The following is a 25,238-nucleotide window of genomic DNA, read 5'->3' as shown; positions in this document are numbered from 1 at the left end:
GGGGCAGAGCGGAACCGCCCGGTGGCGATCGCGACAATGGTGCGGTACGGCGATGCTAGTACCAACTATCCCCGCACACATTGACCCATTGCCACCCATACGGCGTCAAGCTCCTGCGCCAGCAGCCATCGTCGTAATAGTTGGCGTAGTAGGGCGCGCCGAAGACGGCGAAACGGCGGAAATGGTGATGGCGGAAGAAGAAGGCGTGACGGCCGATGAAAGGCCGACCATGCAGGCCTGTGCCGGCGAAACGCGGCCCGATCGCCGCATGCGCGAAGCGCGCGCCGCCGAAGGCCGGTCCGCCAAAGCCCGGTCCACCGACATGGGCGAAGTGCGCACCGCCGCCCATGCCGCCGACATGCATGCCGCCGAAGCCGCCTGCGTGCATGCCGCCACCGAAGCCACCGCCGTGCATCCCGCCGCCGAAGCCGCCGCCAGCACGTCCGCCGCCGCCGAAGCCACCACCCCCATGGCCGCCGCCCCCGCCTCCGCCACCGCGAGCGAGAACGGGCGAAGCGACCGCCATCGTCGCAGCCATAGCCGCCGCGACGATGCCAGTGAGAAGCCTGTTGTTCATCTGACTATCCTCCTTGTCGCGGCGACAGTCTCGCCGCTCCAGGGGATCAGATGAGGAAAATGCGCCCTCACCTTCAACTTACAAATGCGCCAGATTCTGACGCGGAAGTTAGGGAAGCGGGATCTCTCACTCCCTCTCCCCGTCCTTACGGGCAGAGGTATCGACTCACGCCCGCTTGCCGCCGTTCTTCTCCGCCGCACGACGCATCGCCTCGGCGAGGGCGCCGCCGCCACCGGAAGAGTCCTGGTTGCGCGGCGCCGACGAGGTCATGCGAGCGCTGTTGCGCGTGTTGTCGCGCTGCATGCCGGGGGCGTCCTTCTTGGCGCCGACCTCGTCGTCGAGGCGCAGGGTCAGCGAAATACGCTTGCGGGCGACCTCGAAGTCCAGCACCTTCACCTTGACGATGTCGCCGGGCTTCACCACCTCGCGCGGATCCTTGATGAAGGTCTTCGACATCGCCGAGATGTGCACGAGACCGTCCTGGTGCACGCCGATATCGACGAAGGCGCCGAAGGCGGCGACGTTGGTCACGGTGCCCTCGAGGATCATGCCCTTCTGGAGATGCTTGATCTCCTCGACGCCCTCCTTGAACACCGCGGCCTTGAACGCCGGACGAGGGTCGCGGCCGGGCTTCTCCAATTCGCGCAGAATATCGGTGACGGTCGGCAGACCAAAGGTCTCATCGACGAAATCCTTCGGCTTGAGCGTACGAACCACCTCGCTGCTGCCGATCAGCGCCTTGATGTCGCTCTTGGCCGCTGCGAGAATCCGGCGCACCACCGGATAGGCTTCCGGATGCACGCCGGAGGCATCGAGCGGATCCTCGCCGCCGAGGATGCGCAGGAAGCCGGCGCACTGCTCGAACGCCTTGGGACCGAGCCGCGGCACTTCCTTCAACGCCTTGCGCGACTTGAACGGGCCGTTGGCGTCACGGTGCGCGACGATGCTCTGCGCCAGGCCGGAGCCCACGCCCGACACGCGGGCGAGCAACGGTGCCGAAGCGGTGTTGACGTCGACGCCGACCGCGTTCACGCAGTCTTCGACCACCGCATCGAGCGATTTTGCAAGCTTGGCCTGGCCGAGATCGTGCTGATACTGGCCGACGCCGATCGCCTTGGGCTCGATCTTGACGAGCTCGGCGAGCGGATCCTGCAGACGGCGCGCGATCGAGACCGCACCGCGCAGGGTGACGTCGAGATCCGGCAACTCTTCCGAAGCGAAAGCCGAGGCCGAATAGACCGACGCGCCGGCTTCCGACACCACGATCTTGGACATCTTCAGCTCGGCGAGTCCCTTGACGAGATCGCCGGCGAGCTTGTCGGTCTCGCGCGAGGCGGTGCCGTTGCCGATCGCGATCAGCTCGACGCGGTGCTTGATCGCAAGCTTGCCGAGGGTCGCGAGCGACTCGTTCCACTGCCGCTGCGGCTCATGCGGATAAATCACGGCGGTATCGACCACCTTGCCGGTCGCATCGGTCACGGCGACCTTGACGCCGGTGCGGTAGCCGGGATCGAGCCCCATGGTGGCGCGGGTGCCGGCGGGCGCGGCGAGCAGAAGGTCGCGCAGGTTCGAGGCGAACACGCGCACGGCTTCGGTCTCGGCCGCATTCCATAACCGCATGCGCAGGTCGATATTGAGATGCACCTGGATCTTGGTGCGCCAGGCCCAGCGCACGGTGTCGATCAGCCAGCGGTCGCCGGTGCGCTTGAGGTCGGCGATGCCGAACCGCTTCATGATCTTCAGTTCATAGGCACCTGGCACGCCGGCTGGCGGTACTTCCGCTTCGGCCTGGATCTGGAGATCGAGGATCTCTTCCTTCTCGCCGCGGAACATCGCGAGGATACGGTGCGAGGGCAGCTTGGTCAGCGGCTCGGAGAAATCAAAATAGTCGGCGAATTTTTCGCCCTCGGTCTTCTTGCCGTCGCGCACCTTGGAGGCCATGCGCGCGTTGGTCCACATCTCCTCACGCAACACGCCGATCAGGTCGGCGTCTTCGTCAAAACGCTCGACCAGGATGGCGCGGGCGCCGTCGAGCGCGGCCACGGCATCCGCGACGCCCTTCTCGGCGTTGATGAAGCCTTCGGCGGCGACCTTGGGATCGTTGCCGGGCTCAGACATCAGCTGGTTGGCAAGCGGCTCGAGGCCGGCCTCCCTGGCGATCTCGGCCTTGGTGCGGCGCTTCGGCTTGAACGGCAGATAGATGTCTTCGAGGCGCGCCTTGCTGTCGGCGGCGAGAATGGAGGCTTCTAGCGCGGCATCGAGCTTGCCCTGCTCGCGGACTGATTCGAGGATCGCCTTGCGGCGGTCTTCGAGCTCGCGCAGGTAGCCCAGGCGCTCCTCCAGGGTGCGCAATTGCGCGTCGTCGAGCGCACCGGTCGCTTCCTTGCGGTAGCGCGCGATGAAGGGAACCGTGGCGCCGCCGTCGAGCAACGCCACCGTCGCCTCGACCTGCTCCGCCCGTACCCCAAGCTCCTGCGCAATTTTCTGGTTGATATTTGCCACGCGAGAATCCCTCTATATCCAAGCACGCGACGCGGGGGCGAACCACCGGCTGCGGGACGCCGCTTATGGACCAACCGAGGCTGATTCATCAAGGTGCGGTGCGCAACCGTCGACAGAGGATTTTTTGTTGAGCCGATGCGATCTCGCCACAATCGTGGGGATGTCGCGGCCTTGGTTACCATTGTTTGTGTCCCGGACGCGCTGCAAGGCTCTTGCGTTGCTGCGCAGAGCCGGGACCCAGAAGGCGGCACGGCATGCGGAGAGATGGGCCCCGGCTCTGCAGCGCACCGCCGAAGAGGCGTTGCGCTGCGTCCGGGGCACGAGAACGGACTATGGCGCACGCTGTCTCCACAATCGTCATTGCGAGCGCAGCCAAGCAATCCAGAATCCCTGCGCGGAAAGACTCTGGATTGCTTCGCTGCGCTCGCAATGACGGAGTATGGAGCAACAGCGTCACTCTTGCAGCTCTCTTTTCATCTGCAGAACACCTTCGCATCCTCCGAATTTCGGTAAAGTGGAATATTTTGGCAAGCGTTGATTGACCCAGCGGTCGTGTCTTGCCTGATGGACGACGCCGGATCTTGTTGCCGCTTGACAGATACCCCACTTCCACGGCTGGTTGCCCCCTGCCGGACCACCGAACTTCCCACGAGGACTATCCATGCGGACAATATCGGTCGGCGTCTTCAAGATCGCCACCAGGGGCCCCGGCGACGTTTCCGGCCTCATGAGCCTGATCGGCTCGGGCGCGATCGATCCGACATCCATCCTGGCGATCCTCGGCAAGACCGAAGGCAATGGCGGCGTCAACGACTTCACCCGCGAATATGCCGTCGCTGCGCTGTGCGCGGCGCTGGCGCCGAAGCTCGGCTTGACGCCGCACGAGGTCGAGCAGCGCATTGCGTTTGTGATGTCCGGTGGCACCGAGGGCGTGCTCAGCCCGCACATCACGGTGTTCACGCGCCAGGAAGTGCCGGCGCGCCCGGCAGGCATCTCCGGCAAGCGCCTGAGCATCGGCATGGCGCAGACGCGCGATTTTCTGCCTGAAGAGCTCGGCCGCTCGGCACAGATCGCCGAGACCGCCACGGCGGTGAAGGCCGCGATGGCGGATGCCGGCATCGCTGACGCCGCCGACGTCCATTTCGTCCAGATCAAGTGCCCGCTGCTCACCAGCGAGCGCGTCGAGGCGGCGGCCGCGCGCGGCAACAAGACGGCGACGATCAGCGCCTACAGCTCGATGGCCTATTCGCGCGGCGCCTCCGCACTCGGGGTTGCGGTTGCGCTCGGCGAGGTCGCATCCGACATCAGCGATGATGTCGTGCTGCGGCGCTATGATCTGTTCTCGAAGGTCGCCTCGACCTCGTCAGGGATCGAGCTGATGCACAATGTCGTCATCGTGCTCGGTAATTCGGCCTCATCAGTAAGCGAGTTCGAGATCGGGCATGCCGTGATGAGCGATGCCATCGATTCCGCGGCGGTGATGTCCGCATTGAAGAGCGTTGGGCTTGACGTCGATCTTGGCACCACGCCGCAACCGGGCCGCGAGCTCGTCAATATCTTCGCCAAGGCCGAGGCCTCGCCGAACGGCAGCGTCCGCGGCTTCCGTCACACCATGCTGGAGGACACCGATATCAGCTCGACACGCCACGCCCGCGCGGCCGTCGGCGGCTTGATTGCGGGCCTTGCCGGCACCAGCGCGGTCTACGTCTCCGGCGGCGCCGAGCACCAGGGACCTGCCGGCGGCGGACCAGTCGCGGTGATTGCGAGGCTTACGGACTGAGGTGGCGACCTCTCCGCCCGGCGCAACCCTGCCCTTCGCGCCGGCTCAGTTGATTCACGCGAGCGCTTGCGAAAAAGGTGGCCCCCGCACCTTGAGGGATTTGATTTCATGACTTTGCCGATGAGCTGGAACGAATGGGCGCAGCAGGATGGCGTGGGCCTGGCGGCGCGCGTCCGCAAGGGCGAGCTGACGGCGAAGGAACTGGCACGTCAGGCCGCAGCGGCCGTTGCCAAGGTCAATCCGACGCTGTCGGGCGTGGTCGAGCTGTTCGATGACGTGATCGCCGATCCCGCCAAGGACGGCGCCAATCTCGCCGGTCCGTTCGCCGGCCTGCCGTTCCTGATGAAGGATTTGGGGCCGACCATGAAGGGCCGTCTGCAGGAGATGGGATCGCTGCTGATGCGCGGCAATCGCGCCGCGGCAGACACGTTCCTGACCGGCAAGTTCCGCCACGCCGGCCTCAACCTGATCGGACGCACGACGACGCCGGAATTCGGCGTGTGCAGCTCGGCCGACAATCCCGCCGTATATGTCACCCGCAATCCCTGGAATACCGACTACACCACCTGCGGCTCGTCCGCGGGCAGCGCCGCGATGGTCGCGGCCGGCGTGGTGCCGATCGCGCATGCGACCGACGGCGGCGGCTCGATCCGCATTCCCGCCGGCGTCAACGGCAATATCGGGCTGAAGGTCTCGCGCGGCGTGTTCTCGCTGGCGCCGCACATGTCGGATCTCACCGGCCTGGTCTCGATCCAGGGCTGCCAGTCTCGCACGGTGCGCGACACCGCCGCTTTCGTCGACAATGCCCGCGGGCCGGCGCCCGGCGAGTTCATGCCGTTCTGGACCACGGCACAGCCCTACAGCGAGATGATCAAGCGCGATCCGTCAAAGCTGCGCATCGCGCTGTCGCACACCTGGGGCGATTACACCGCGACACCCGAAATCGCCGCCGAGCTGGAGAAGACCGGCCGCTTCCTCGAGGGCCTCGGCCATCACGTCGATTACGCGCTGCCCGAGCTCGATTTCCGCGCCGCTTTCGCGGCGCAGACCACCTGCTACATCTCGAATTTCTCCGTGGTGATCTCCAACATGCTCGCCGCGCGTGGGCTGGAGCGGCCGCCGGAGGACCTGATCGAGCCGATGAACATCCGAATCTGGGAAGCCGGACTTCACACCAGCTTTGCCGATCGGGCGAAGATGCAGGCTGTATTCAATACGACCTCGCGCGGCTTCGGCAGCTTCTTCGAGCAGTGGGACGTGATCCTGACGCCGATCACGGCGCTGCCGACGCCGAAGGTCGGCACCAAGGAATATCTCACCCTCTCCGACAATCCCGATGTGCTCGACTGGTTCGGCAATCTCTGGCGCTTCTTCGCCTTCACGCCGCTTGCGAACCTCTGCGGCATGCCGGCGATCTCGATGCCGATGGCCGCGCAAGAGCATGGTCTCCCGCTCGGCATCCAGGCCATCGCGAAGCAGGCCAATGACGGCCTGCTGCTGCAGCTCGCCGCCCAGATCGAGCGCGCGCTCGACGGCAAGTGGAACGGCGGCAACACGGCAAAGGTTCACGTGGCGAAGGGATGAAGTAATATTACGCTGATCCATCGGAGGACACGACGTGGACCCGTTACAGATCCTGGACAGCCTCAACAAGAAAGAGGGTCTTCGGACCGAAGCGATTCAAGCGGCGCGGGCCGATAAAGACTCGGTCATTCCTGTCTTTTTACGTGCCTTCGAAGAAGTCGAATCTCCTGGTCAAACGAATTACAAAGCAGCCTTGTTCTTCGCGTTTCACCTCCTTGGCGAATGGCGCGTGAACCCTGCCTACCCCGTGCTTGCAACATTCTTGCGCAAGCCCCCCGACATCGTCGAGTCGTCTTGGGCGGTGCAATCACCGAGACGACTCACCGCGTGATGGCCTCCGTGTTCGATGGCAACCCGCAGCCATTGTGCGAGATCATCCATGATGAAAATGCTGATGAGCCTCAGTTCTTCACGGTCGGAATCGCTTCGTCGGGCTGCTGCTGTCCGAGCTTGAGCATTGCAAGCGCCTTGTCGAGCGCTTCGCGCAAGGCCAGCGCCGCTGCCGGGCTGCAGCGCAGATGCGCGGTCTGAACCACGTCGACCCTGACGGCGGCGCCGATCGGCATCAGGAGGTTCGCAGCGAGCTCGATCTGGATCGCACCGTTGTGATGGCCGAAGCAGGAGGCGCCGTCGAAATAGATGATCGGCGCGCGCTCGGAGCTCGAGCTGGAAATGGTGACAGGGCCCTGGCTGGTGGCGGGCGTTTCGGGATCGGCCATGGGCACTCCTTAGGGCTAGTCGACGGACGAAGCGCGCCCACCATCGTTGCTTCGGCCGGCTCTGTCGAGGCCAAACCGGCCGCAGGGCCGCCGCGGGGCACATTCAGAGTTTTGCGCCGTTCCCGACACTGGTCTAAAACGTCAGCATGTCCACCACACCGACCACACTTCCCTTCGAGGAACTCGCCGAAGCCATCAAGGGCCGCCGCTCCGATTACGGCCAATTCAGCGGACTCCAGCTCGACCGGTTCGCACCGGGCGAAGCCTGGTCGAGCCTGCCCTATCGCCCCGTCTTCGTCGGCGACACCGAGACCGGCGTGCTGCATGGCGGCGTCGTCACCGCGATGCTGGATGAGAGCTGCGGCATGGCGGTGCAGCTCGCGCTCGACGGCACCAGCGCGATCGCGACGCTCGATTTGCGCATCGACTACCAGAAGCCGGCTACGCCCGGCCTCGACATCAAGGCGCATTCAGTCTGCTACCGCACCACCCGCTCGATCGCCTTCGTGCGCTCCACGGCTTACCAGGACTTCGAGGACGATCCGGTGGCGACCGCCACCGCCTGCTTCATGATCGGCGCCAACCGCACCAACATGCTTGCAGACCGCAGGATGGAGTCGCGCAGCATTCCGACGCTGGAGGCGCCGGAGGATCCGGATGGGCCGTTCGCCAACAGCCCGTTCGCGCGCTGCCTCGGTATTCGCCTGAATGATGACGGCACGTTGACGATGCCGTTCTCGCCAAAAATCATCGGCAACCCGATCCTGCCGGCGATCCATGGCGGCATGACCGGTGCCTTGCTCGAGACCACCGCGATCCTCGGCGTGCGGCGCGAGCTCGGGATCGCGACGCTGCCAAAGCCGATCGGGCTCACTGTCAATTATCTGCGCTCCGGCCGGGTGCTGGACACGATTGCGAATGTCTCGATCGTGAAACAGGGCCGGCGAATCGTCGCCTTCGAGGCGCGAGCCTGGCAGGACGATCCGGACAAGCCGATCGCCTCTGCTTTCGGTCATTTCATGCTGCGCCCCACGCCCGGAAACGGCGAGGAATAGGCGTATTTTACTTGACGGAACGGGCTTGGGACTCAACCATAGCGCATTCCTGCGAGGGGTATTCGGTTGCGGCATCCGATCGACATCATCGCCATGTTCGCCGCCATCTGGCTGTTGGCGTCGATGGTGCTCGACGCGCTGACGCCGAAAGAGCTGACGGCGGTCATGATCGCCATCGCAATCGGGCCGGCCGTGGTCATTACCGCCGTGTTCTACTATCTGCGCTGCCCGCGCACGGATTTCGCGGTGCTGTTCGCAGCGCTCTGGCTGATCTCGGACATCGCCATCGCTCTCATCTCGCCGAAGGAATTGCCGCATTTCCTGATCGTGCTCGGCTTCCTGCCTGCGGCGCTGATCGGCATCGTGCTGCACTGGCAGCGCTTCCAGCGCCGCCATGAGCGGTTGCCTGTGCCGTCGGCGAAGCGCGGCTAGCGCGGCAGCAGATTCGTCTTCGCGAGATCCACGACCTCGTCGCCGCGGCCGTTCATCACCGCACGCAGCACCCACAAGCTAAACCCCTTGACCTGCTCCGCGGTGATGGTCGGCGGCATCGACAGCTCCTGCTTGGCGGTGACGACGTCGAGCAGCGCCGGACCGTTGTGGGCCAGCATCTCCTTCATCGCGCCCGGGAGCTCGCCGGGGTCCTCGACGCGCTTGGCGAAGATACCCATCGCACGTGCCATCGCGGCGAAATCGGGATTCTCCAGATCGACATTGGTGTCGACAAAGCCCGCCGCCTTCATCTCCAGCGCGACGAAGCCGAGCACGCCGTTGTTGAAGACGACAATCTTCACCGGCAGCTTCATCTGCGTCAGCGTGATCAGATCGCCCATGAGCATGGTGAAGCCGCCGTCGCCCGAGAGCGAGATCACCTGACGGGCGGGCTGCGAGGCCTGCACGCCGATCGCCTGCGGCATGGCGTTGGCCATCGAGCCGTGCACGAAGGAGCCGATCAGCCGGCGGCGACCGTTCATATTGAGATAGCGCGCAGCCCACACAGTGGGCGTGCCGACATCGGCGGTGAAGACGGCATCGTCACTCGCGTGGTCGCTGATGACTTTTGCGAGATATTGCGGATGGATCGGTTTGCTGCCCGGCGTGCCCTTGGCAAGCGAGTCGAGGCCCTCACGCGCCTTCTTGTAGTGCGCGACGGCATCGTCGAGATGCTTGCGCTGCGTCCTGGTCTTGAGCAGCGGCAGCAGCGCCTCGATGGTCAGCTTGACGTCGCCGACGAGGCCGAGATCGATCTTGCAGCGCCGTCCCAGATTTTCCGGGCGAATGTCGATCTGCGCGATCTTCGCATCATCAGGGAAGAACTGCCTGTAGGGAAAATCCGTGCCGAGCATCACCAGCGCATCGCAGGCGCGCATGGCGGCGTAGCCCGAGGAGAATCCGATGAAACCGGTCATGCCGACATCGTAGGGATTATCGTATTCGACATGCTCCTTGCCGCCGAGCGCGTGAACGATCGGGCTCTTCAGGGCTTCGGCAAGCTGCATCAGCGGCGCATGCGCGCCGGCACAGCCGCGGCCGCAGAACAGCGTGATGCGCTCGGCGCTGTTGAGGAGATCCGCGAGCGCCTTCAGTTCGTCGGCTTGCGGCACGATCTTTGGCGCGGACAACGCAAGCCCGCGGGTCGTCGACAGCGCGCGCTTCGGCGGCGTGCGGAAGGCGACGTCGCCGGGCATGGCAACGACGGCGACGCCACGCAGGCCCACCGCCGCGCGGATCGCGTTCTCCAGCACGAAAGGTAGCTGGCTCGGATCCGAGATCAGCTCGCAATAATGGCTGCATTCGCGAAACAGGTTTTGCGGATGAGTTTCCTGAAAATAGCCGCCGCCGATCTCGGCCGAGGGGATCTGCGCCGCGATCGCCAGCACCGGAACGCGGCTGCGATGGGCGTCGAACAGGCCGTTGATCAGGTGCAGATTGCCCGGCCCGCAGGAACCCGCGCACACCGCAAGGCTGCCGGTCATCTCGGCTTCGCCGGCGGCCGCGAAGGCCGCGACCTCCTCGTGGCGGACGTGCACCCATTCGATGGTACCGCGGCGGCGCAGCGCCTCGGTAAGACCGTTCAGGCTGTCGCCGACAATGCCATAGATGCGCTTGACGCCGGCCTGTTCGAGCGTTGCCACGAACAGATCGGCTATGTTGTTGATCGCCATGTCGGTCTCCTGATCTCACGGATAGCAGCAAGATAGGACAACGCACGACCGTGACGACATCACGGCTTGTTTATTGCGGTGTCAGTCTTTCACAATCGCCCGATCATAGGCGTCGATTGTCGCTTTCGCGCGCGCCGCGACATCCGTAGCCGTCATGCCGGGCTTGTACAGGCTGGAGCCGAGCCCGAACGCGGTGACGCCGCCCTTGATGTATTCCGCAAAGTTCTGGTCGGAGACGCCGCCGACCGCTGCGATCATCACACCGGCCGGCAACACGGCGCGGATCGCGGCAATGCCGGAAGCGCCGAGCACGCTCGCCGGAAAGAATTTCAGGCCGGACGCGCCGGAACGCGCCGCAAGCAGCGCCTCGGTCGGCGAGAACACGCCCGGCAGCGTGATCATGGCGTACTGATGCGCACGCGCGAGCACCTGTGTATCCATATTCGGCGAGACCATCAGCGTGCCGCCGACGTCGTTGAGACGATCGACATCCGCCGTGGTCAGCACGGTGCCGGCGCCGATCAGCACGCCGGCCGGTGCGAGCTTCACGGCGGTGCCGATCGAGCGGAATGGGTCCGGCGAGTTCAGGGGGATCTCGATCGCGGTCATGCCGGCCTCGATCAGCACGCCGACGATGGCCTCGGTCTCCTCGGGCTTGACGCCGCGCAGGATCGCGACCAGGGGCCGTTTCATCGGCGGAAAGGGAACGCTCATCTCGAAGGTCCTTCTATGTCGTCCAGATTGCCGCAGCGGCCATCGACAGGCCGCGGCGCACCGCGTCATCGGCATCGATCGGGTTCACGTCGACCTTCAGCGCGTCGAAGGCCTGCCGGTACAGAGCCGCCAGCCGCCCGGACGCGATCAGCGTGATGCCGGCTTTCGGCATAGTGCCTGAGAGACCCGCCGCCAGCTCGACGCCGATCAACGTGCCCGACAGCGTTTCGCGCGCCGCGGCCGGCGTGCCGCCGAACAGCAGCTGACGCGACCGCGCACCGAACAGGAGGTTTGCGGCGAAGGCCGGCGCCCCGTAGGCGGCTTTCACCGCCGCATTGAAGCTCGCGACATCCTCGGCCTCATCGGCGCCGGCCACTGCGAGCGACAAGATCGTCTCGCGCGATACGACGCTGAAGAGCTCACCAGTCATGAAGGTCGAAAAATGCGCGACCGTGCCGTCCTTCACCCGCACCCATTTGGAATGCGTGCCGGGCATGCAGACCAGCGCCTCGCCGGCGGGTTCCAGGCCGAGTGCGCCGAGCAATTGCGTCTCTTCGCCCCGCATCACGTCCGGCGCGGCTGTGTCGCGCTGCGCGATGCCCGGCAGGATGCGGATGTCGCGCGCTTCGCCCGGCACACGCGCGGACTGCTTGAGGATCGCCGGCAAGGGCGCTGGCGTGTCGACGTAGCCGGCCTCGACCCAGCCAGTGCGCGCGCCGGCCATGCCGCAGACCAGAACCGGCAGATGATCCGGCGCGGCAACCGCCGCCAGGTGCGATTGCAGCACGCCGGGAAAGCCGGTCCTGGCGGCCGCCATCATGCCCTCGTCGCTGCGGCGCTCGGCCAGCACGTGACCTGCGCGATCGACCAGCCAGAGCCGAAAGCTGCTGGTGCCCCAGTCCACCGCGACAAAAGCGGGTTCGGTCATTTCGAATCGTATCCTTGGTCTTCCCTTGGTCTCACGGCCAAGACGTCGTCTCGCGACAATGAGACGGGCGCTTCGCAAATCTGCCCCGGGATATCGGCAATTGGTGCCCCAAACCAGCCTTTTCTCGCAGGTCTGGGGCACGGCCCACGCTGGCACACCGCTTGCTGAAGCTGTTCTTGTTTACGTCCCGGAACGCGCAGCAAGACGCGTCAACATCAGATGAGGAAACCCATGGAGATCGGCTATTTCACGATGCCTTCGCACCCGCCGGAGTGTGGCCTGAAGGAAGGAAACGACTGGGACCTGCAGACCCTGCGCTGGCTCGACGAGCTCGGCTATCAGGAGGCCTGGGTCGGCGAGCATCACACGGCGCCGTGGGAACCCAATCCCACGCCGGACCTTCTGATCGCGCAGGCGCTGATGCAGACCAAGAATATCCGCATCGGGCCGGGCGGCTTCCTGCTGCCCTATCACCACCCGGCCGAGCTCGCCAACCGCGTCGCCATGCTGGACCATCTCTCCGAGGGCCGGCTCAATTTCGGCGTCGCGGCGAGCGGCTTGCCGAGCGACTGGGCGATGTTCAACGTCGACGGCATGAGCGGGCAGAACCGCGACATGACCCGCGAGGCACTGGAGATCATCCTGAAGCTGTGGTCCGATCCAGCGCCCTTCACCTACAAGGGCAAATTCTGGACGGTGACCAAGCCGGACACGATGTTCGATTTCCTCAAGCCCCACATCAAGCCGTTGCAGGCGCCGCATCCGCCGATCGGCGTTGCCGGGCTGTCGAAGAACTCGGATACGCTCAAGCTCGCGGGCGAGCGCGGCTTCATCCCGATGAGCCTCAACCTCAACCCGGCCTATGTCGGTAGCCATTGGGACTCGGTCGAGATTGGCGCTGCCAAGACCGGACGCAAGCCGAACCGCGCGGACTGGCGTCTGGTGCGTGAGGTGTTCGTCGCCGACACCGACGAGGAGGCCTGGAAGCTCTCGACCGGCGACATGATGGGCCGGATGATGCACGAGTACTTCCTGCCGCTGCTCGGCCATTTCGGCTTCAAGGATTATCTGAAGCACGCGCCCGACGTGCCCGATAGCGATGTCACCGTCGAATATTGCGCCAAGCGGAACTGGGTCGTCGGCTCGCCCGCGACGGTCGCCGAGAAGATCGAGAAGATCTACGACGAGGTCGGCGGCTTCGGCGTGCTGCTGGTGTTTGGCTTCGACTACAAGCACAAGCCGGAAGCCTGGCACCACTCGCTCTCGCTGCTCAAGAACGAGGTGATGCCGCGCCTGAAGCATCTCGGCTCCGCGAAGAAGGCGGCTTGACCGAATGCGGGTGCGGCGCGAACCTGCCGCACCCGTATTCAATTCGGAGATTTTCGCGTGAGCGTCGACGCCAAGGATTTCAAGCAGGCGATGCGCCAATGCGCCGGCGCCGTCGCGCTTGTCACGGTCGGCTCCGAGCACGGCAAGCGCACGGGACTCACGGTGACCTCGGCCTGCTCGCTGTCGGATAGTCCGCCGTCGCTGATCGTCTGCGTCAACCGCAACGCCAGCGCGCATGGGCGCATCCGCGAGGAAGGCGCCTTCGCGATCAATTTCCTGCACGAGGATCACGCGCTGCTGGCGCTGACCTTCAGCGGCCAGAAGGGCGTCAATGGCGACGACCGCTTTGCGTTCGGCCAGTGGACACGCGGAGTAACCGGGGCACCCGTGCTGACGGATGCAGTCGCCGCGTTCGATTGCGTGCTGACGCAGGAATTCGAGACCAGGACGCATTCGATCTTCGTCGGCGAGGTGCGCGGCGCGACGCATTCCGACGGGGCCTCGCCTCTGGTCTATCTGCGCAGCAGTTTCCACACGCCTCACGAAATCCGCGAGATCGTTTCGGTCGGCGATCTCGATTCGCGGCATCTGAGCTGGAGCGATTTTTCGTAAGTTACTGCGCCGTCTCGATCTTCAGCTGCTTGATCTTCCGATACAACGTCGCGCGGCTGAGTCCCAGCACTCGCGCCGCCTCCGTGACCCGGCCGCCGTGCCTGTGCAGCGCTTCGACGATCGTCGCGCGTTCGGCCGCCGCGAGATCTGGCTCTGCTGCGCGTCCGCCAAACGGCGGCAGGTCGAGATCGGCGTCGGTGATGACGCCCTCCTCCGCCGTGCAGCCGGCGAGCCGCAGCACGTGGCGGAGCTGGCGCATGTTGCCGGGGTAGGGATAGGCCGACAGCAGCGACCAGGCTTCCGGCGACAGCCTGCAGTCCGGCGCCTCCTCGCGCGCGATCTGGCGGATGATGTCACCCCGGTCGGCGCGCTCGCGTAGCGCTGGCAGCCGCACCTCCAAGCCGCGCAAGCGGAAATAGAGGTCGGCGCGGAAGGCGCCCTGCTCGGCCATGCGGCCGAGATCGCGATGGGTCGCGCTGATCAATCGGATATCCACCGGCACCGGCTTGAGCGCACCGAGCGGCCAGACCTCGCGATTCTCCAGCACGCGCAAGAGCCGCGTCTGCAGCGCGATCGGCATGTCGCCGATCTCATCCAGGAACAGCGTACCGCCGTCGGCCTGCACGATCAGGCCCTTCGAGCCGTCGCGGCGTGCGCCGGTGAAGGCGCCGGCCTCGTAGCCGAACAGCTCGGCGTCGATCAGGCTCTCCGGCATCGCCGCGCAGTTCAGTGCAACGTAGTTGTTGCGGGCACGGTTGCTCGCGGCATGAATCGCGCGCGCGAACACATCCTTGCCGACGCCGGTCTCGCCATGCAGCAGCACCGGCAGATTGTGATCGCCGATGCTCCTCAGCCGCTTCATGCTTTTGACCAGGCCGGGATCATTGCCTGCTAGCCGATGCAACGCGTCGAACCGATCGACGGACGCATCACGGCGCAGCGTCGAGGATTTTGCACGCAGCGGCGGCGCGACATGGCCCTGGCCCAAAGGGCGGCCATCAGCGCGGCGGAGCTCGACGATCTCGTCCGCATGGCGCGAATGGTCGATCTTGACGTAGCGCGACAGATCGATGCCGGATGCAATCAGGCCATCGGTCAGGCCCAGCAAGGCACGCGCCGATCGGCAGGCGCCGACGATGCGGCGATCGTCATCATAGGCGAGCAGGCCGCTGCCGCCATCGCCCGGCACAGTCGCGATCCACGCATTGCGGAAATGATCGCGGAAGATCGCGCCCTCCATGCGCCGCGTCGCCTCCATCGTCACCGCAAGTGCAAGCTGATGCGCGGCGCGTTCGAGATCCTCGCGGCAGGAGGTGATGTTAACGGCGCCGGCGAGGCGCCCGGCCTGATCGAACAGCGGAGCCACCGCGCAGGAGAACATGTGCCACTGTGCACGAAAATGCTCATCGCGATGCACCAGGATCGGCTTCCGCTCTGCGAGCGCGGTACCGAGCCCGTTGGTGCCCTCAAACGTCTCGGCAAAGTTCGAGCCGGTGTAGATCTTCCAGTCCATGAACATCCGCGCGTCGGCCTCGCCGGGCAGACGGCTGAACAGCATGGTCGCATTCGCGTCAGCGAGATTGACGCAATAGCCGGCATCGCGCAGCACGCGGGCGAGATCGTCGAGCTCGGGCGTCAGCAGCCTGATGGTCTGTTCCAAGGGCTCGGCGACGTGACGGATCTCGGCTTCGGTGAGCGTCTGCGGCGGGCCCTGGCGGGCGGGATCGAGCTTGTGGCTGATTAGGCAGCGCCGCCAGGAGGTCGCGATCCGCGACTCCGCGTCGACGTCAGCCGCATGATTGGCCACGGACAAGACACGGGCGACATGATTCGAGGCCGAAAGGCTGGCCATCGCGGACGTCTCCACCCTGTATTATTGTGCAAAGTCTGGCACCACAGGCGGGGATGTCAATCCGGAACCGGGACGACCCAACGGCGCACATCGCCGTCATGGCCGGGCTTGTCCCGGCCATCCACGCCTCTGCCGCGCATGCGAAAGAACGTGGATGCCCGGGACAAGCCCGGGCATGACGATGTGGAAGCAGATTGTCTCAAGCGACTCTGATTTGCTGCACTGCGCTCACCACGTGTCGATACACGGCCGCTTCTTCTCCGTCCGCACCGGCGGCTTCGGCACCGAACGGAGCCCCGCCATGATCCAGCGCCGCGTCTCGGCGGGGTCGATCACGTTGTCGATCTCGAACACCGAGGCAATCGAGACCGCCTTGCCGTTGGCGTAGAGCTCGGCGACCTTGTTGCGGTAATAGGTCTCGCGCTCCTCGGGATCGGCGATCGCCTCCATCTCCTTGCGGAAGCCGAGGCGAACATAGCCCTCCAGCCCCATGCCGCCGAACTCGCCGGTCGGCCAGGCCGCCGTGAAGAACGAGGCGTGGAAGCCGCCGCCGATCATCGACTGCGCGCCGAGGCCGTAGCCCTTGCGCAGCACGATGCCGAACAGCGGCACGGTGAGGCTCGCACCCGTCACGAACATGCGCGAGACGTGGCGCACGATCGCAGTCTTCTCGGCTTCCGGGCCAACCATGAAGCCGGGCGTGTCGCACAGCGAGACGATCGGCAGATCGAAGGCGTCGCAGAGCTGGAGGAAGCGCGCGGCCTTGTCGCCGGCATCGGCATCGATCGCTCCGCCGAGATGGCGCGGATTGTTGGCGATCAGGCCGAACGGTTTGCCTTCGATGCGAATCAGCGCGGTGATCATGCCGACGCCATAGTCGCGGCGCAGCTCCAGCACGCTGTCCTTGTCGGCGACGAGATCGATCACGCTGCGGATGTCGTAGACACGTAGGCGATTCTCGGGGATCGCGCGGCGGAGCAGGCGCTGGTCGGCCGCCTGCCACTCCGTCACCGCGCCCTGGAAATAGGACAGGTATTTTTGCGCGACGGATGTCGCCTCCTCTTCATCCTCAACCACGATGTCGATGACGCCGTTCGGCGACTGGAACGAGACCGGACCAACCTCGGCCGGGTGATAGACGCCGAGCCCACCACCCTCGATCATCGCAGGGCCACCCATGCCGATCGACGCATTCTTGGTGGCGATGATGACATCGCAACAGCCGAGCATTGCGGTGTTGCCGGCGAAGCAATAGCCGGAGACCACGCCGATGACAGGCACGAGACCGGAGAGCCTTGCGAACTGCACGAAGGATGGACCGTCGAGGCCGGTCATGCCGAGCCGGTCGGTGTCGCCGGGCCGGCCGCCGCCGCCTTCGGCATAAAACACCAGCGGCACGCGCCAGTCTTCCGCCAGCGTAAGCATGCGGTCGATCTTCTTGTGGTTCATGTGACCCTGCGTGCCCGCGAGCACGGTGTAGTCATAGGCCACGACAATGCAGCGCGCGGTATCGCCGCCGAACTTCCCGGCGTTGACGGTGGCAACGCCCATGACGAGGCCGTCGGCCGGGGTGTTCTTGATGAGATCGTCGAGCTTGCGACGACGCCGTTGGGCGGCAATGGCGAGGCTGCCATATTCCATGAACGAGCCGTCGTCGACGAGCTGCGCCACGTTCTCGCGCGCGGTGCGCTGATTGGTGTTACGGCGGCGCTCGACCGAGGCCGGGCGGTTCGCGTCGAGCGTGTTGGCCTGGCGCGCGATCAGCTCGGCGAGATCGGGTCGGGTGTGGTCGAGATCGACATCGGCTTCGACCGCCGACGCATCCGCGGCGACGTCGAGCGGCTCGAGATAGAGGATCGGCTCGCCATGCATCAGCGTGTCGCCGTCGCCGGCCGCGAGCTTCATGACGCGGCCGCCCTGTTCGGCCATCACCAGATGCTCCATCTTCATGGACTCGATCACGGCGAGCTGCTGCCCCGGGCGCACGATCTCGCCTTCCTTCACCTGGATGGTGACGATGGTGCCTTGCAAGGGCGCGGCGACCATCACCGTACCCTCTGGCACGATCTGCGCGACGTGGGTCTCGGCGGCGTGAGCGCCGCCTCGCTCGGCCGCAGCAAAATAGAGCGGCTTGGCCACGCCATCGGCCGCCTCGACCAGCTTTGCGACATTGCGATCGATGAAGTCGGTCGCAATGTGATTGGTCTGGAAATCCGGGTGCGCCAGCACTGCCTGGAGGAAGGCGATGTTGGTGACGACGCCGTCGATCCGGAACTCCCGTAGGGCACGCGACGCCTTAGCGACGACATCGTGCCAAGCTTCACCCGGCGTATGCACGATGACCTTGGCCAGCAGGGAGTCGAACGCCGCGCTGGTCTTGTAGCCGGCATAGCCAAAACTATCGACGCGGACGCCCGGCCCTGACGGCGGCTCGAACACGGCGAGCACGCCGCCGGTCGGATGCGTCGCGCCGGTCTCGTCCAGCGTCTCCATGTTGACGCGGAGCTGCATGGCATAGCCGCGGGGCTTCGGAATTGAGCCCTGCGCCAGACCGAGCGAGGCCAATGTGCTGCCTGCAGCAATCGCAAGCTGGGCGCGGACGAGATCGAGGCCGAGCACCTCTTCCGTCACGGTGTGCTCGACCTGGAGCCGCGGATTGGCCTCGATGAAGGCAAAGCTGTCCTCGGCCGTGCCGTCGACCAGGAATTCGAAAGTGCCGAGACTGTCATAAGCCGCCGCCGTCGCGAGCTGCTTGGCCGCCTCGATGATCCGACCGCGCAAGGTCTCGCTGAGCGACGGGCTCGGCGCAACTTCGATCAACTTCTGATGCCGGCGCTGAATGGTGCATTCGCGCTCCCAAAGATGAGAGATCGCGCCGTGGCGGTCGCCGATGATCTGTACCTCGATATGGCGCGCCTGCCGGATCAGCCGCTCGGCATAGACGCCGTCATGGCCGAACGCCGCCCTGGCCTCGGACTGGCAGCGTGCATAGGCTTCCGCGAGATCGGCTGCGTTCTCGACAACACGCATGCCGCGGCCGCCGCCGCCGGCCATCGCCTTGATCACGATCGCTGCGTTGCTGCCGAGCGAGGTGAAGAACGCCGTGATCTCGTCGAGCGACGACGGACCGCTGGTGCCCGCAATGATCGGCACGCCGCAGCGTTTTGCCAGTTGCCGTGCCGCGACCTTGTCGCCGAACAGTTCGAGCGCTGCCGGCTTGGGCCCGACAAAGACGATGCCCGCGTCCGCGCAGGCCTTGGCGAACGCGGCATTCTCGCTCAGAAAACCATAGCCGGGATGCACGGCATCGCAGGAGGCAGCCTTCGCCGCCTTCACCACCGCTTCGATGTCGAGATAGGCCCGCGCACCGCGGCCGGAAATTTCCACCGCCTGGTCGGCCACGCGCACATGCAGCGACAGCGCATCGTCGGCCGGGTGGATCGCGACCGTGGCTATGCCTGCATCGGCCGCTGCGCGCGCGATACGGATGGCAATCTCGCCGCGATTGGCGATCAGGAGTTTTTTGAACGACATGCAGCGGTCTCCATGGCCCCGCAGCCAGACGCCGGGCGGCAGGTTCGATGATCCTGCTTCTTCACTTTAGCCGCAGTCGTCAAGGGAGAGGAAGCGGTCGCTGTAACAACTCCCGCGGGCCGGAATATCAGTTGGCCGGTCGCGCTTCGATGAGGCGAATAATCCGCATCACAGCAGACCGGATCGGCGCGATGACCGGCACGGTGAACATCAGCCGCAGGTCGCGCGCGGCCTCACCGAGTGGCCCGCCGCCGATGATGACCGCCTCGGCACCATCCTGCGCGATGCAGGCTTCGACCGCGCCGGCGAGCGCTACGCGCAGCCGCGCCGGATCGCGCATCAACTCTTGCGGATCGCCCTCGGCGAAGCGGGTACCGGTGTAGTGGGATCGCAATCCCAACGCGACCGGTAGCGCGTCGATCTTCGCCTTCAGCAACGGCGTCGTGGTCGCCACGCCGAAGCGGCGGCCGTTCTCTGCGGCTTCCAGCATCGAGGACTCGCCGATGCCGACCGCAGGCAGATTCGTCGCCGACTTGATCCTCGCAAGGCCAGGATCGCCGAACGCCGAGACGATAATGCCGTCGCAGGAGCTCTGATGTGCGAGTGCGATCTCTTCGACCTCGGGCGCGGCAGTGTCGAGCGCGTCGGGTGTCACGATCATCGCGGGCGCACGCGTCGCCGTGACGCCGACGATGTCGAAGCCATCGCTGGCGACAGACGCCGCAATCGCGACCATCATTGCGGTGGTCGCCTCAAGACTGTTCGGATTGATCAGCAGGATACGCGCGCGGAGATCGGAGTTTTGACCCATCCCCCTGCTATACTAGGCCGCCCGCACGCCGGCAACGAAAGTGCTGACCTCGTCCTCCAGCGATTGCAGCTTCTCGGTCAGGCGTCCGCTCGACTGCAGCACGAGGCCAGCGGCCTGGCCGGTCTCCGCCGTCGCATCGGTGACGCCGGAGATGTTTTGCGAGACCTGGTCGGTGCCGGAGGCCGCTTCCTGCACGCTGTGCGCAATGGCCTGCGTCGCGGCGCCCTGCTCCTCGACTGCGGCTGCGATCGACGAGGAGATCTCGTTGACCTCCATGATGGTCTTGCGAATGTTGTCGATGTTGCCGACGACGTGGTTGGTCTCGGCCTGGATCGCACTGATCTGCGCGCCGATCTCGTCGGTCGCCTTCGCGGTCTGGCTCGCCAGCGACTTCACTTCGCTCGCGACCACGGCAAATCCCTTGCCGGCCTCACCCGCGCGGGCAGCTTCGATCGTGGCATTGAGCGCAAGCAGATTGGTCTGCGAAGCGATCTGGTTGATGAGGTCGATGACCTCGCCGATCTTGTGGGCGGCCGCGGCCAGCCCCTGCACGGTGTCGTTGGTGCGCTGACCGTCGGCGGCCGCCTTGTCGGCCACGGACGCCGCCTGCGCGACGCGCTGGCTGATCTCGGTGATCGAGGACGACAGCTGGCCGGCGGCCGAGGCCACCGTCTGCACGTTGCTCGAAGCCTGCTGGCAGGCGGTGGCGACGAAGCTCGCACGATCGGTCGCCTTGTTCGCGGTCTCCGACATGCCTTGCGCAGCCTGCTGCATCGTCCGCGCCTCGTTGAAGACGTCGCGGACGACGGCCTGGACGCTCGCCTCGAACCTGCCGGCGAGATCGGTCATCGTCTTGCGCTTCTCGTCGTCGGCCCGCTGCTTGGTCTCCTGCTGCTCGGCATGCATCCGGCCTACCGCCGACGCATTGTCCTTGAACACGGCGAGCGCCCTGGCGAGCCCGCCGACCTCGTTGCTGAGGTTGGTGTAGGGCACCTCGAAGGCGCCGTCGCCAGCGGCGAGGCGCTCGGTCAAGTCGGTGATTTTCGCCAGCGGCCGGGTCACGCTGCGGCCGATCACGAAGGAGGCGCCGAGCACGAGCACAAACACCGCAAGGCACACCAGACCGAACGTCATCGCATCCTGGCGGAAGACGGCGTCGACGTCGTCGAGATAGATACCTGTGCCGACGATCCAACCCCAGGGCGCAAAGCCCTTCACATAGGAAATCTTGGCAACGGGCTGCTCGAAGCCGGGCTTCGGCCAGAGGTAGCTGTAGAAGCCCGCACCCTGTTTCTTGACAACATCAACGAACCCCATGAACAGCGCGTTGCCGGAGGGGTCCTTCATCCCGGAGAGATCCTTGCCGTCAAGCTCGGGCTTGATCGGGTGCATGACCATCTTGGGGGCCATGTCGTTGATCCAGAAATACTCGACCTTGTCGTAGCGCAGGCTCTTGATTTCGGCCATCGCGGCGGCCTGCGCCTGCTCGCGCGTGAGCTTTCCGTCGCTCTCGAGCTTCTGGTAATGCGCCAGGATGCCGTAGCCGACATCGACCATGTGCTGCGTCTTGGCCTGGCGGTCCGCGACCATCTGGCTACGCAGGGTCGACAGCGCGATCGGCACCAGCGCGATCATGCCGAGGAGGCTGATGCCGACAATGAGGACCAGCTTGGAACTGATGCGGGAGAAAATCATCGGTGCTCACAAAATTGGCGGGGCTGATATGCCATTTTATCCTGATCGTCTTAGCAAAGCCTTAAGCATTCAGGTTCCCGAACTCCCGCAAAAGGTGCCCGGAAGCCGCCAGGGCTGGTCCGTCTGACGCGCACTTTGGAATTCGTCGACATTTTGCAATCGCATTGGAATGGCTCCAAAGACCGAGCGTCCAATGCTTGCGCGTTTCTAGAAGACCTCGATATCGGTCTTGCCAGCGTTGACTTGCGCGTTCCCCTGGCAGAACGATCGACGCAAGGCGTAGCCATTTGCCAGAGGCTCCATGCATCAATCGACAGACACGAGGACGCTTGACCTTCCAGCGTTGTGCGCAGCCGAGCGGCTCTTCATCTGGGGATTCCGCGCGAAGGCGCGAAGCGGGACCGCCGTTCCGACGGCGGCCGACATCCAGCAGGTCTACGACCATTTTCGCGTCGGCGACGCCGTGCCCTCGCTGGAAGCGATCATCGAGATCTTTGCGTGCACGGCACATACGGCCATTGAGGTTCATTGCCCCACTTGCCCGAAGATGTCGGAGAGCGAGCACGGAATTTTGCACGCGATCGCCGCGACGCAAGAGGAGCGCATCGATGTCGCGCGCGAGCAGTTCGAAAGCTGGCTGCCTCCAGTTTGCGCGGATTGGGCGCTCGCCCCTGTCAGAGGACTTGCGACGATCTTCCGCATGGCCGGTCTCATCTTGCCGGATCGACACGTCCGGACTCCCGGCGTAATGCAGACGATGGCGATGAAGAGCTGGTTCGTCGGAGGCCCCACATTGCACTGACGAGATCGTTCATGATGCAGGACAATCCGCGAGGCATGGAAGGCTGCGATGATTTCTGCCGCACTGCGCTCTCGCTGTTCCGGTTCATCGGCGCGGCCTATGCGACCGGCGCGTCCGATTGCTGGGAGGCGGCCTATCGCTTCGCGGACGAGGCGCCCGGCATTTCCGACAGCCCGCTGCTGGTCGCACGCGTTGCCGCGCTGGTCCGAATCCTGCGCTGCGGACGTGCCTGCGATCTGTGCTTCATGCCGCCGTCGTGCCGGCGGCTGTCAAAGGACGAGGCGGAATTGATGCGACTCCTGGCTGTTGCGCGTCGCAGGGACCCAGGTGAACTCAAGACCGCCGTCGGCCAGCTCGTCGGGATCGAGCAGGAGAGCGCGGCCACGCAGGCCGTCAACGCGCTTGCATTCTGCTGAGGCCTAGCGGGCACCCCTGCCGAGCACGAGGTCGACGGTGTGGGCAGCAATCTTGCGCAGCTGGGGCTCGTCACCGAAGGCGCGTTCGAGCACCGCGAGACCGCGCGTGACCGTGATGATGTGCAGCGCTGCGGCCGCCGGGTTGCCGCTGAATTCGCCGCGCTTGGCGCCCGCCGACAATGTGTCCTCAACCAGCGCGGTGATGCGCGACACCAGGTTCGCAAAAGCTCTCCGCGCGTCTTCGTCGAGCCCCTCGCCTTCAGCGGCGCCGAGCTCCATCAGCCCCCGCGTCGTCGGACATCCGCGCGGCGGCGAGCCGGATCGGAAATTGGTGATGGTCAGGTCGAAAAATGCGATGAGGCGCTTACGCAACGAGCCCGCGCCGAGCGCCTTCTGCAAGGCGACGAGATAGTCGCCGGCGTAGCGCTCATAGGCCTGGAGGAACAAGGCCTCCTTGCTGCCGAACGCATTGTAGAGGCTGCCGCGCTGAACGCCGGCATCGCGCGCGATGTCGGACAGCGAGGTGCCGCGCACGCCCTTGCGCCAGAACTGGTCGAACGCGATGCGCAGGACGTCGTCGTGATCGAACTCGCGCGGCCTCACATCATGCTCCCTATCGACGGCATATTTGACACGATGTCAAAAACGTGCTTTCTGGACATCGTGTCAAAAATAAATTGGGATTGATAGCCCGTCTCGTCAATGGGCCGAACGGCCGGCGCTTGCATGCGCCCGGTCGATTGGGCTCGCATGCAAAGGGACCAGCTGATGCCTCTGCTTCACATCTCCATGCGCGCTGGTAAGCCCGAAGCCTACCGGCAGGCAATCCTGGACGGCCTCTATTGCGCGATGCGCGAGGCGCTGAACGTGCCTGAAGGTGACGAGTTCATGACCATCAGCGAGCTGTCGCCTGCAAACTTCCGTTGCGGCAACGCCTATGGCGTCAAGCGCAGCGACGACGCCGTGCTGATCCAGATCACCGTGTTCGCTTCGCGTACCCCTGAGCAGAAGAAGGCGCTGTACCGCCGGATCGCGGAACTGCTCGGCGACAACCCGGGCATCCGCCCCGAGGACATATTCGTCAACGTGCTCGATGCCCCCGCGGAGAACTGGTCTGTTGGGAACGGCGTCGCGCAATTCGCGTGAGGCCGCCGCGGCCTGTGACGCCCCCGAGCTCCGGGGCACATGTCCCCAAATCCCTGTCTTTGCGTGAAGTCGACGTAGTCGCAGCTTACTTTTCTCCGTGATCAGACGGATCAGAGGCTCTTGTGCGTGGAAGACGCTCCGTGGCCGCGGTGATATCCACTTGGCGACGGCCAGCTCCAGGCCTTCAGTGTCGCTCGGTCCGGCTCAAAGATCTCGATCTTGAGCGGATGGCATGCCGCAGCGTCGCTGGAATGGGTTGCGCTACAGTCTCCACCGGGACAGGCCGACAACGCGCCGAGCAGATCGATCTCCGCGAAGAACTCGATGAAGTCGCCGGGACGGACGGGGCTTGCCTTCATGAAATATTGGTGCGTGTCCCTGGTGAAGCCGGTGCACATGAAGACGTTGAGCACGTCGTGGACGTGATGCTCGACCGCGTGTGGCTCCATCGTCAGCTCGGCGGCAAGCGCGCGGCACAGGTTGGAATGGCAGCAGAAATCATAGCTGCCGCCGTTGAGCAACAGATTGGTGTAGCGATCGCAGCGCGTGCCGATGACATCGTGAATGCCGGCGCCGTCCTCGTCGAAACCATACCAGCCGAGCGTGTCGTGACTGATGGTCGCCATCGGCCGAAGATAGGGCATGTTACTCCAGAGCCGGTCGCCGGCGCCGACATGCGTGCCATAAAGCGCCCGCGTCTTGCCACTGAAGAAACGCTCGGAGAGATCGTCCGCGTTCCAGAGATTGAGGTCGCCGACCTGAGGGCCTTCGATGCTGACGATGCGGAAGAACTGGCCGCGCGCCACGCGAAATGTCCTGGCGTCGCGAGGCGGCACGGTGAGCTCGCGCGTCTTGACCATCGTGCTGCGCGCTTGCTCGAGCGCCGCCATGTCGGGCCCGCGCATTGTGCCCGCCGGATAGACGATCGTCGGTTTGGCGGCGCGGCGCGAAGCGGCGTCTGCGGGTGCGATTTTGGGCGACATGCAAGGCTCATCCCTGTGACTGCAATCCATCCTA

Annotated in this window: 22 protein-coding genes; 10 read left to right on the top strand and 12 right to left on the bottom strand. The window is 65.1% G+C overall.

Annotated elements, in window-relative coordinates:
• Nucleotides 1-55: 55 nt before the first annotated feature.
• Together ABID58_RS26045 and ABID58_RS26040 are read right to left on the bottom strand one after the other, a co-directional pair.
• Nucleotides 56-577: a hypothetical protein gene (locus tag ABID58_RS26045; protein WP_354035595.1), complete on the bottom strand. Its 522-nt coding sequence runs from the start codon at nt 575-577 to the stop codon at nt 56-58.
• A 165-nt stretch (nt 578-742) separates the two neighbouring features.
• Nucleotides 743-3,079, bottom strand: a complete 2,337-nt coding sequence (locus ABID58_RS26040; RefSeq protein ID WP_354035593.1) for a Tex family protein — start codon at nt 3,077-3,079, stop codon at nt 743-745.
• Between the two features lie 661 nt (nt 3,080-3,740).
• On the opposite strand from ABID58_RS26040, the gene atzD reads away from it, so the two are divergent.
• The 3 genes from atzD (at nt 3,741) to ABID58_RS26025 (ending at nt 6,774) form a co-directional block, all read left to right on the top strand.
• A complete protein-coding gene (gene atzD / locus ABID58_RS26035; protein WP_354035592.1) occupies nt 3,741-4,859 on the top strand; it encodes a cyanuric acid amidohydrolase in 1,119 nt (372 codons plus the stop codon).
• Between the two features lie 108 nt (nt 4,860-4,967).
• Nucleotides 4,968-6,443, top strand: a complete 1,476-nt coding sequence (locus ABID58_RS26030; protein ID WP_354035591.1) for an amidase — start codon at nt 4,968-4,970, stop codon at nt 6,441-6,443.
• Between the two features lie 34 nt (nt 6,444-6,477).
• Nucleotides 6,478-6,774 (top strand): hypothetical protein, encoded by a 297-nt coding sequence (locus ABID58_RS26025; RefSeq protein ID WP_354035590.1) that lies wholly within the window; start codon nt 6,478-6,480, stop codon nt 6,772-6,774.
• Between the two features lie 70 nt (nt 6,775-6,844).
• Here the strand turns inward: ABID58_RS26025 and ABID58_RS26020 are convergent, their stop codons facing one another.
• A complete protein-coding gene (locus ABID58_RS26020; protein WP_148755783.1) occupies nt 6,845-7,162 on the bottom strand; it encodes a hypothetical protein in 318 nt (105 codons plus the stop codon).
• A 146-nt stretch (nt 7,163-7,308) separates the two neighbouring features.
• Between ABID58_RS26020 and ABID58_RS26015 the strand changes: the two genes are divergently transcribed.
• Both ABID58_RS26015 and ABID58_RS26010 read left to right on the top strand, forming a co-directional pair.
• A complete protein-coding gene (locus ABID58_RS26015; protein WP_354035589.1) occupies nt 7,309-8,217 on the top strand; it encodes a PaaI family thioesterase in 909 nt (302 codons plus the stop codon).
• A 66-nt stretch (nt 8,218-8,283) separates the two neighbouring features.
• On the top strand, nt 8,284-8,649 hold the full coding sequence (locus ABID58_RS26010) for a hypothetical protein (RefSeq protein ID WP_354035588.1): 366 nt from the start codon (nt 8,284-8,286) through the stop codon (nt 8,647-8,649).
• Here the strand turns inward: ABID58_RS26010 and poxB are convergent.
• The 3 genes from poxB to ABID58_RS25995 all read right to left on the bottom strand — a co-directional run bounded on the left by poxB (nt 8,646) and on the right by ABID58_RS25995 (nt 12,024).
• Nucleotides 8,646-10,382, bottom strand: coding sequence for a ubiquinone-dependent pyruvate dehydrogenase (poxB, locus tag ABID58_RS26005; RefSeq protein ID WP_354035586.1), 1,737 nt, complete (start codon nt 10,380-10,382; stop codon nt 8,646-8,648). The genes ABID58_RS26010 and poxB overlap by 4 nt on opposite strands.
• An 81-nt stretch (nt 10,383-10,463) precedes the next feature.
• A complete protein-coding gene (locus ABID58_RS26000) occupies nt 10,464-11,096 on the bottom strand; it encodes a 2-dehydro-3-deoxy-6-phosphogalactonate aldolase (protein ID WP_354035585.1) in 633 nt (210 codons plus the stop codon).
• A gap of 13 nt (nt 11,097-11,109) precedes the next feature.
• Complete coding sequence (locus ABID58_RS25995; protein WP_354035584.1) at nt 11,110-12,024, bottom strand: 2-dehydro-3-deoxygalactonokinase; 915 nt, start codon at nt 12,022-12,024, stop codon at nt 11,110-11,112.
• 231 nt (nt 12,025-12,255) lie between these two features.
• On the opposite strand from ABID58_RS25995, the gene ABID58_RS25990 reads away from it, so the two are divergent.
• Complete coding sequence (locus tag ABID58_RS25990) at nt 12,256-13,353, top strand: LLM class flavin-dependent oxidoreductase (RefSeq protein ID WP_148755789.1); 1,098 nt, start codon at nt 12,256-12,258, stop codon at nt 13,351-13,353.
• A gap of 57 nt (nt 13,354-13,410) precedes the next feature.
• A complete protein-coding gene (locus tag ABID58_RS25985) occupies nt 13,411-13,965 on the top strand; it encodes a flavin reductase family protein (protein ID WP_354035583.1) in 555 nt (184 codons plus the stop codon).
• 1 nt (nt 13,966) lies between these two features.
• Here ABID58_RS25985 and ABID58_RS25980 read toward each other — a convergent pair whose 3' ends face one another.
• From ABID58_RS25980 to ABID58_RS25965, 4 genes are all read right to left on the bottom strand, one after another.
• Nucleotides 13,967-15,817, bottom strand: coding sequence for a sigma-54-dependent Fis family transcriptional regulator (locus ABID58_RS25980; RefSeq protein ID WP_354035581.1), 1,851 nt, complete (start codon nt 15,815-15,817; stop codon nt 13,967-13,969).
• 228 nt (nt 15,818-16,045) lie between these two features.
• The gene (locus ABID58_RS25975; RefSeq protein ID WP_354035579.1) at nt 16,046-19,351 is read right to left on the bottom strand and encodes an acetyl-CoA carboxylase family protein; all 3,306 of its coding nucleotides are present in this window, start codon (nt 19,349-19,351) and stop codon (nt 16,046-16,048) included.
• A 127-nt stretch (nt 19,352-19,478) separates the two neighbouring features.
• The gene (locus ABID58_RS25970) at nt 19,479-20,162 is read right to left on the bottom strand and encodes an aspartate/glutamate racemase family protein (RefSeq protein ID WP_354035578.1); all 684 of its coding nucleotides are present in this window, start codon (nt 20,160-20,162) and stop codon (nt 19,479-19,481) included.
• Between the two features lie 12 nt (nt 20,163-20,174).
• On the bottom strand, nt 20,175-21,857 hold the full coding sequence (locus ABID58_RS25965; RefSeq protein WP_354035576.1) for a methyl-accepting chemotaxis protein: 1,683 nt from the start codon (nt 21,855-21,857) through the stop codon (nt 20,175-20,177).
• A gap of 301 nt (nt 21,858-22,158) precedes the next feature.
• Between ABID58_RS25965 and ABID58_RS25960 the strand changes: the two genes are divergently transcribed.
• On the top strand, nt 22,159-22,659 hold the full coding sequence (locus ABID58_RS25960) for a hypothetical protein (protein WP_354035574.1): 501 nt from the start codon (nt 22,159-22,161) through the stop codon (nt 22,657-22,659).
• 11 nt (nt 22,660-22,670) lie between these two features.
• Nucleotides 22,671-23,075 (top strand): hypothetical protein, encoded by a 405-nt coding sequence (locus ABID58_RS25955; protein ID WP_246230412.1) that lies wholly within the window; start codon nt 22,671-22,673, stop codon nt 23,073-23,075.
• Between the two features lie 3 nt (nt 23,076-23,078).
• Here the strand turns inward: ABID58_RS25955 and ABID58_RS25950 are convergent, their stop codons facing one another.
• A complete protein-coding gene (locus tag ABID58_RS25950; protein ID WP_354035572.1) occupies nt 23,079-23,678 on the bottom strand; it encodes a TetR/AcrR family transcriptional regulator in 600 nt (199 codons plus the stop codon).
• A gap of 165 nt (nt 23,679-23,843) precedes the next feature.
• Here ABID58_RS25950 and ABID58_RS25945 point away from each other — a divergent pair, with 165 nt between their 5' ends.
• A complete protein-coding gene (locus ABID58_RS25945) occupies nt 23,844-24,221 on the top strand; it encodes a tautomerase family protein (protein WP_148755796.1) in 378 nt (125 codons plus the stop codon).
• 110 nt (nt 24,222-24,331) lie between these two features.
• Here ABID58_RS25945 and ABID58_RS25940 read toward each other — a convergent pair whose 3' ends face one another.
• The gene (locus tag ABID58_RS25940) at nt 24,332-25,204 is read right to left on the bottom strand and encodes an urea carboxylase-associated family protein (protein WP_354035570.1); all 873 of its coding nucleotides are present in this window, start codon (nt 25,202-25,204) and stop codon (nt 24,332-24,334) included.
• Nucleotides 25,205-25,238 lie beyond the last annotated feature (34 nt).

Origin of the sequence: Bradyrhizobium sp. S3.2.6, assembly GCF_040546885.1 — a bacterium.
Lineage (GTDB): Bacteria > Pseudomonadota > Alphaproteobacteria > Rhizobiales > Xanthobacteraceae > Bradyrhizobium > Bradyrhizobium cytisi.
Note: the sequence above shows the minus strand (reverse complement) of the source record. Positions and strands in the feature narration are given on the sequence as shown.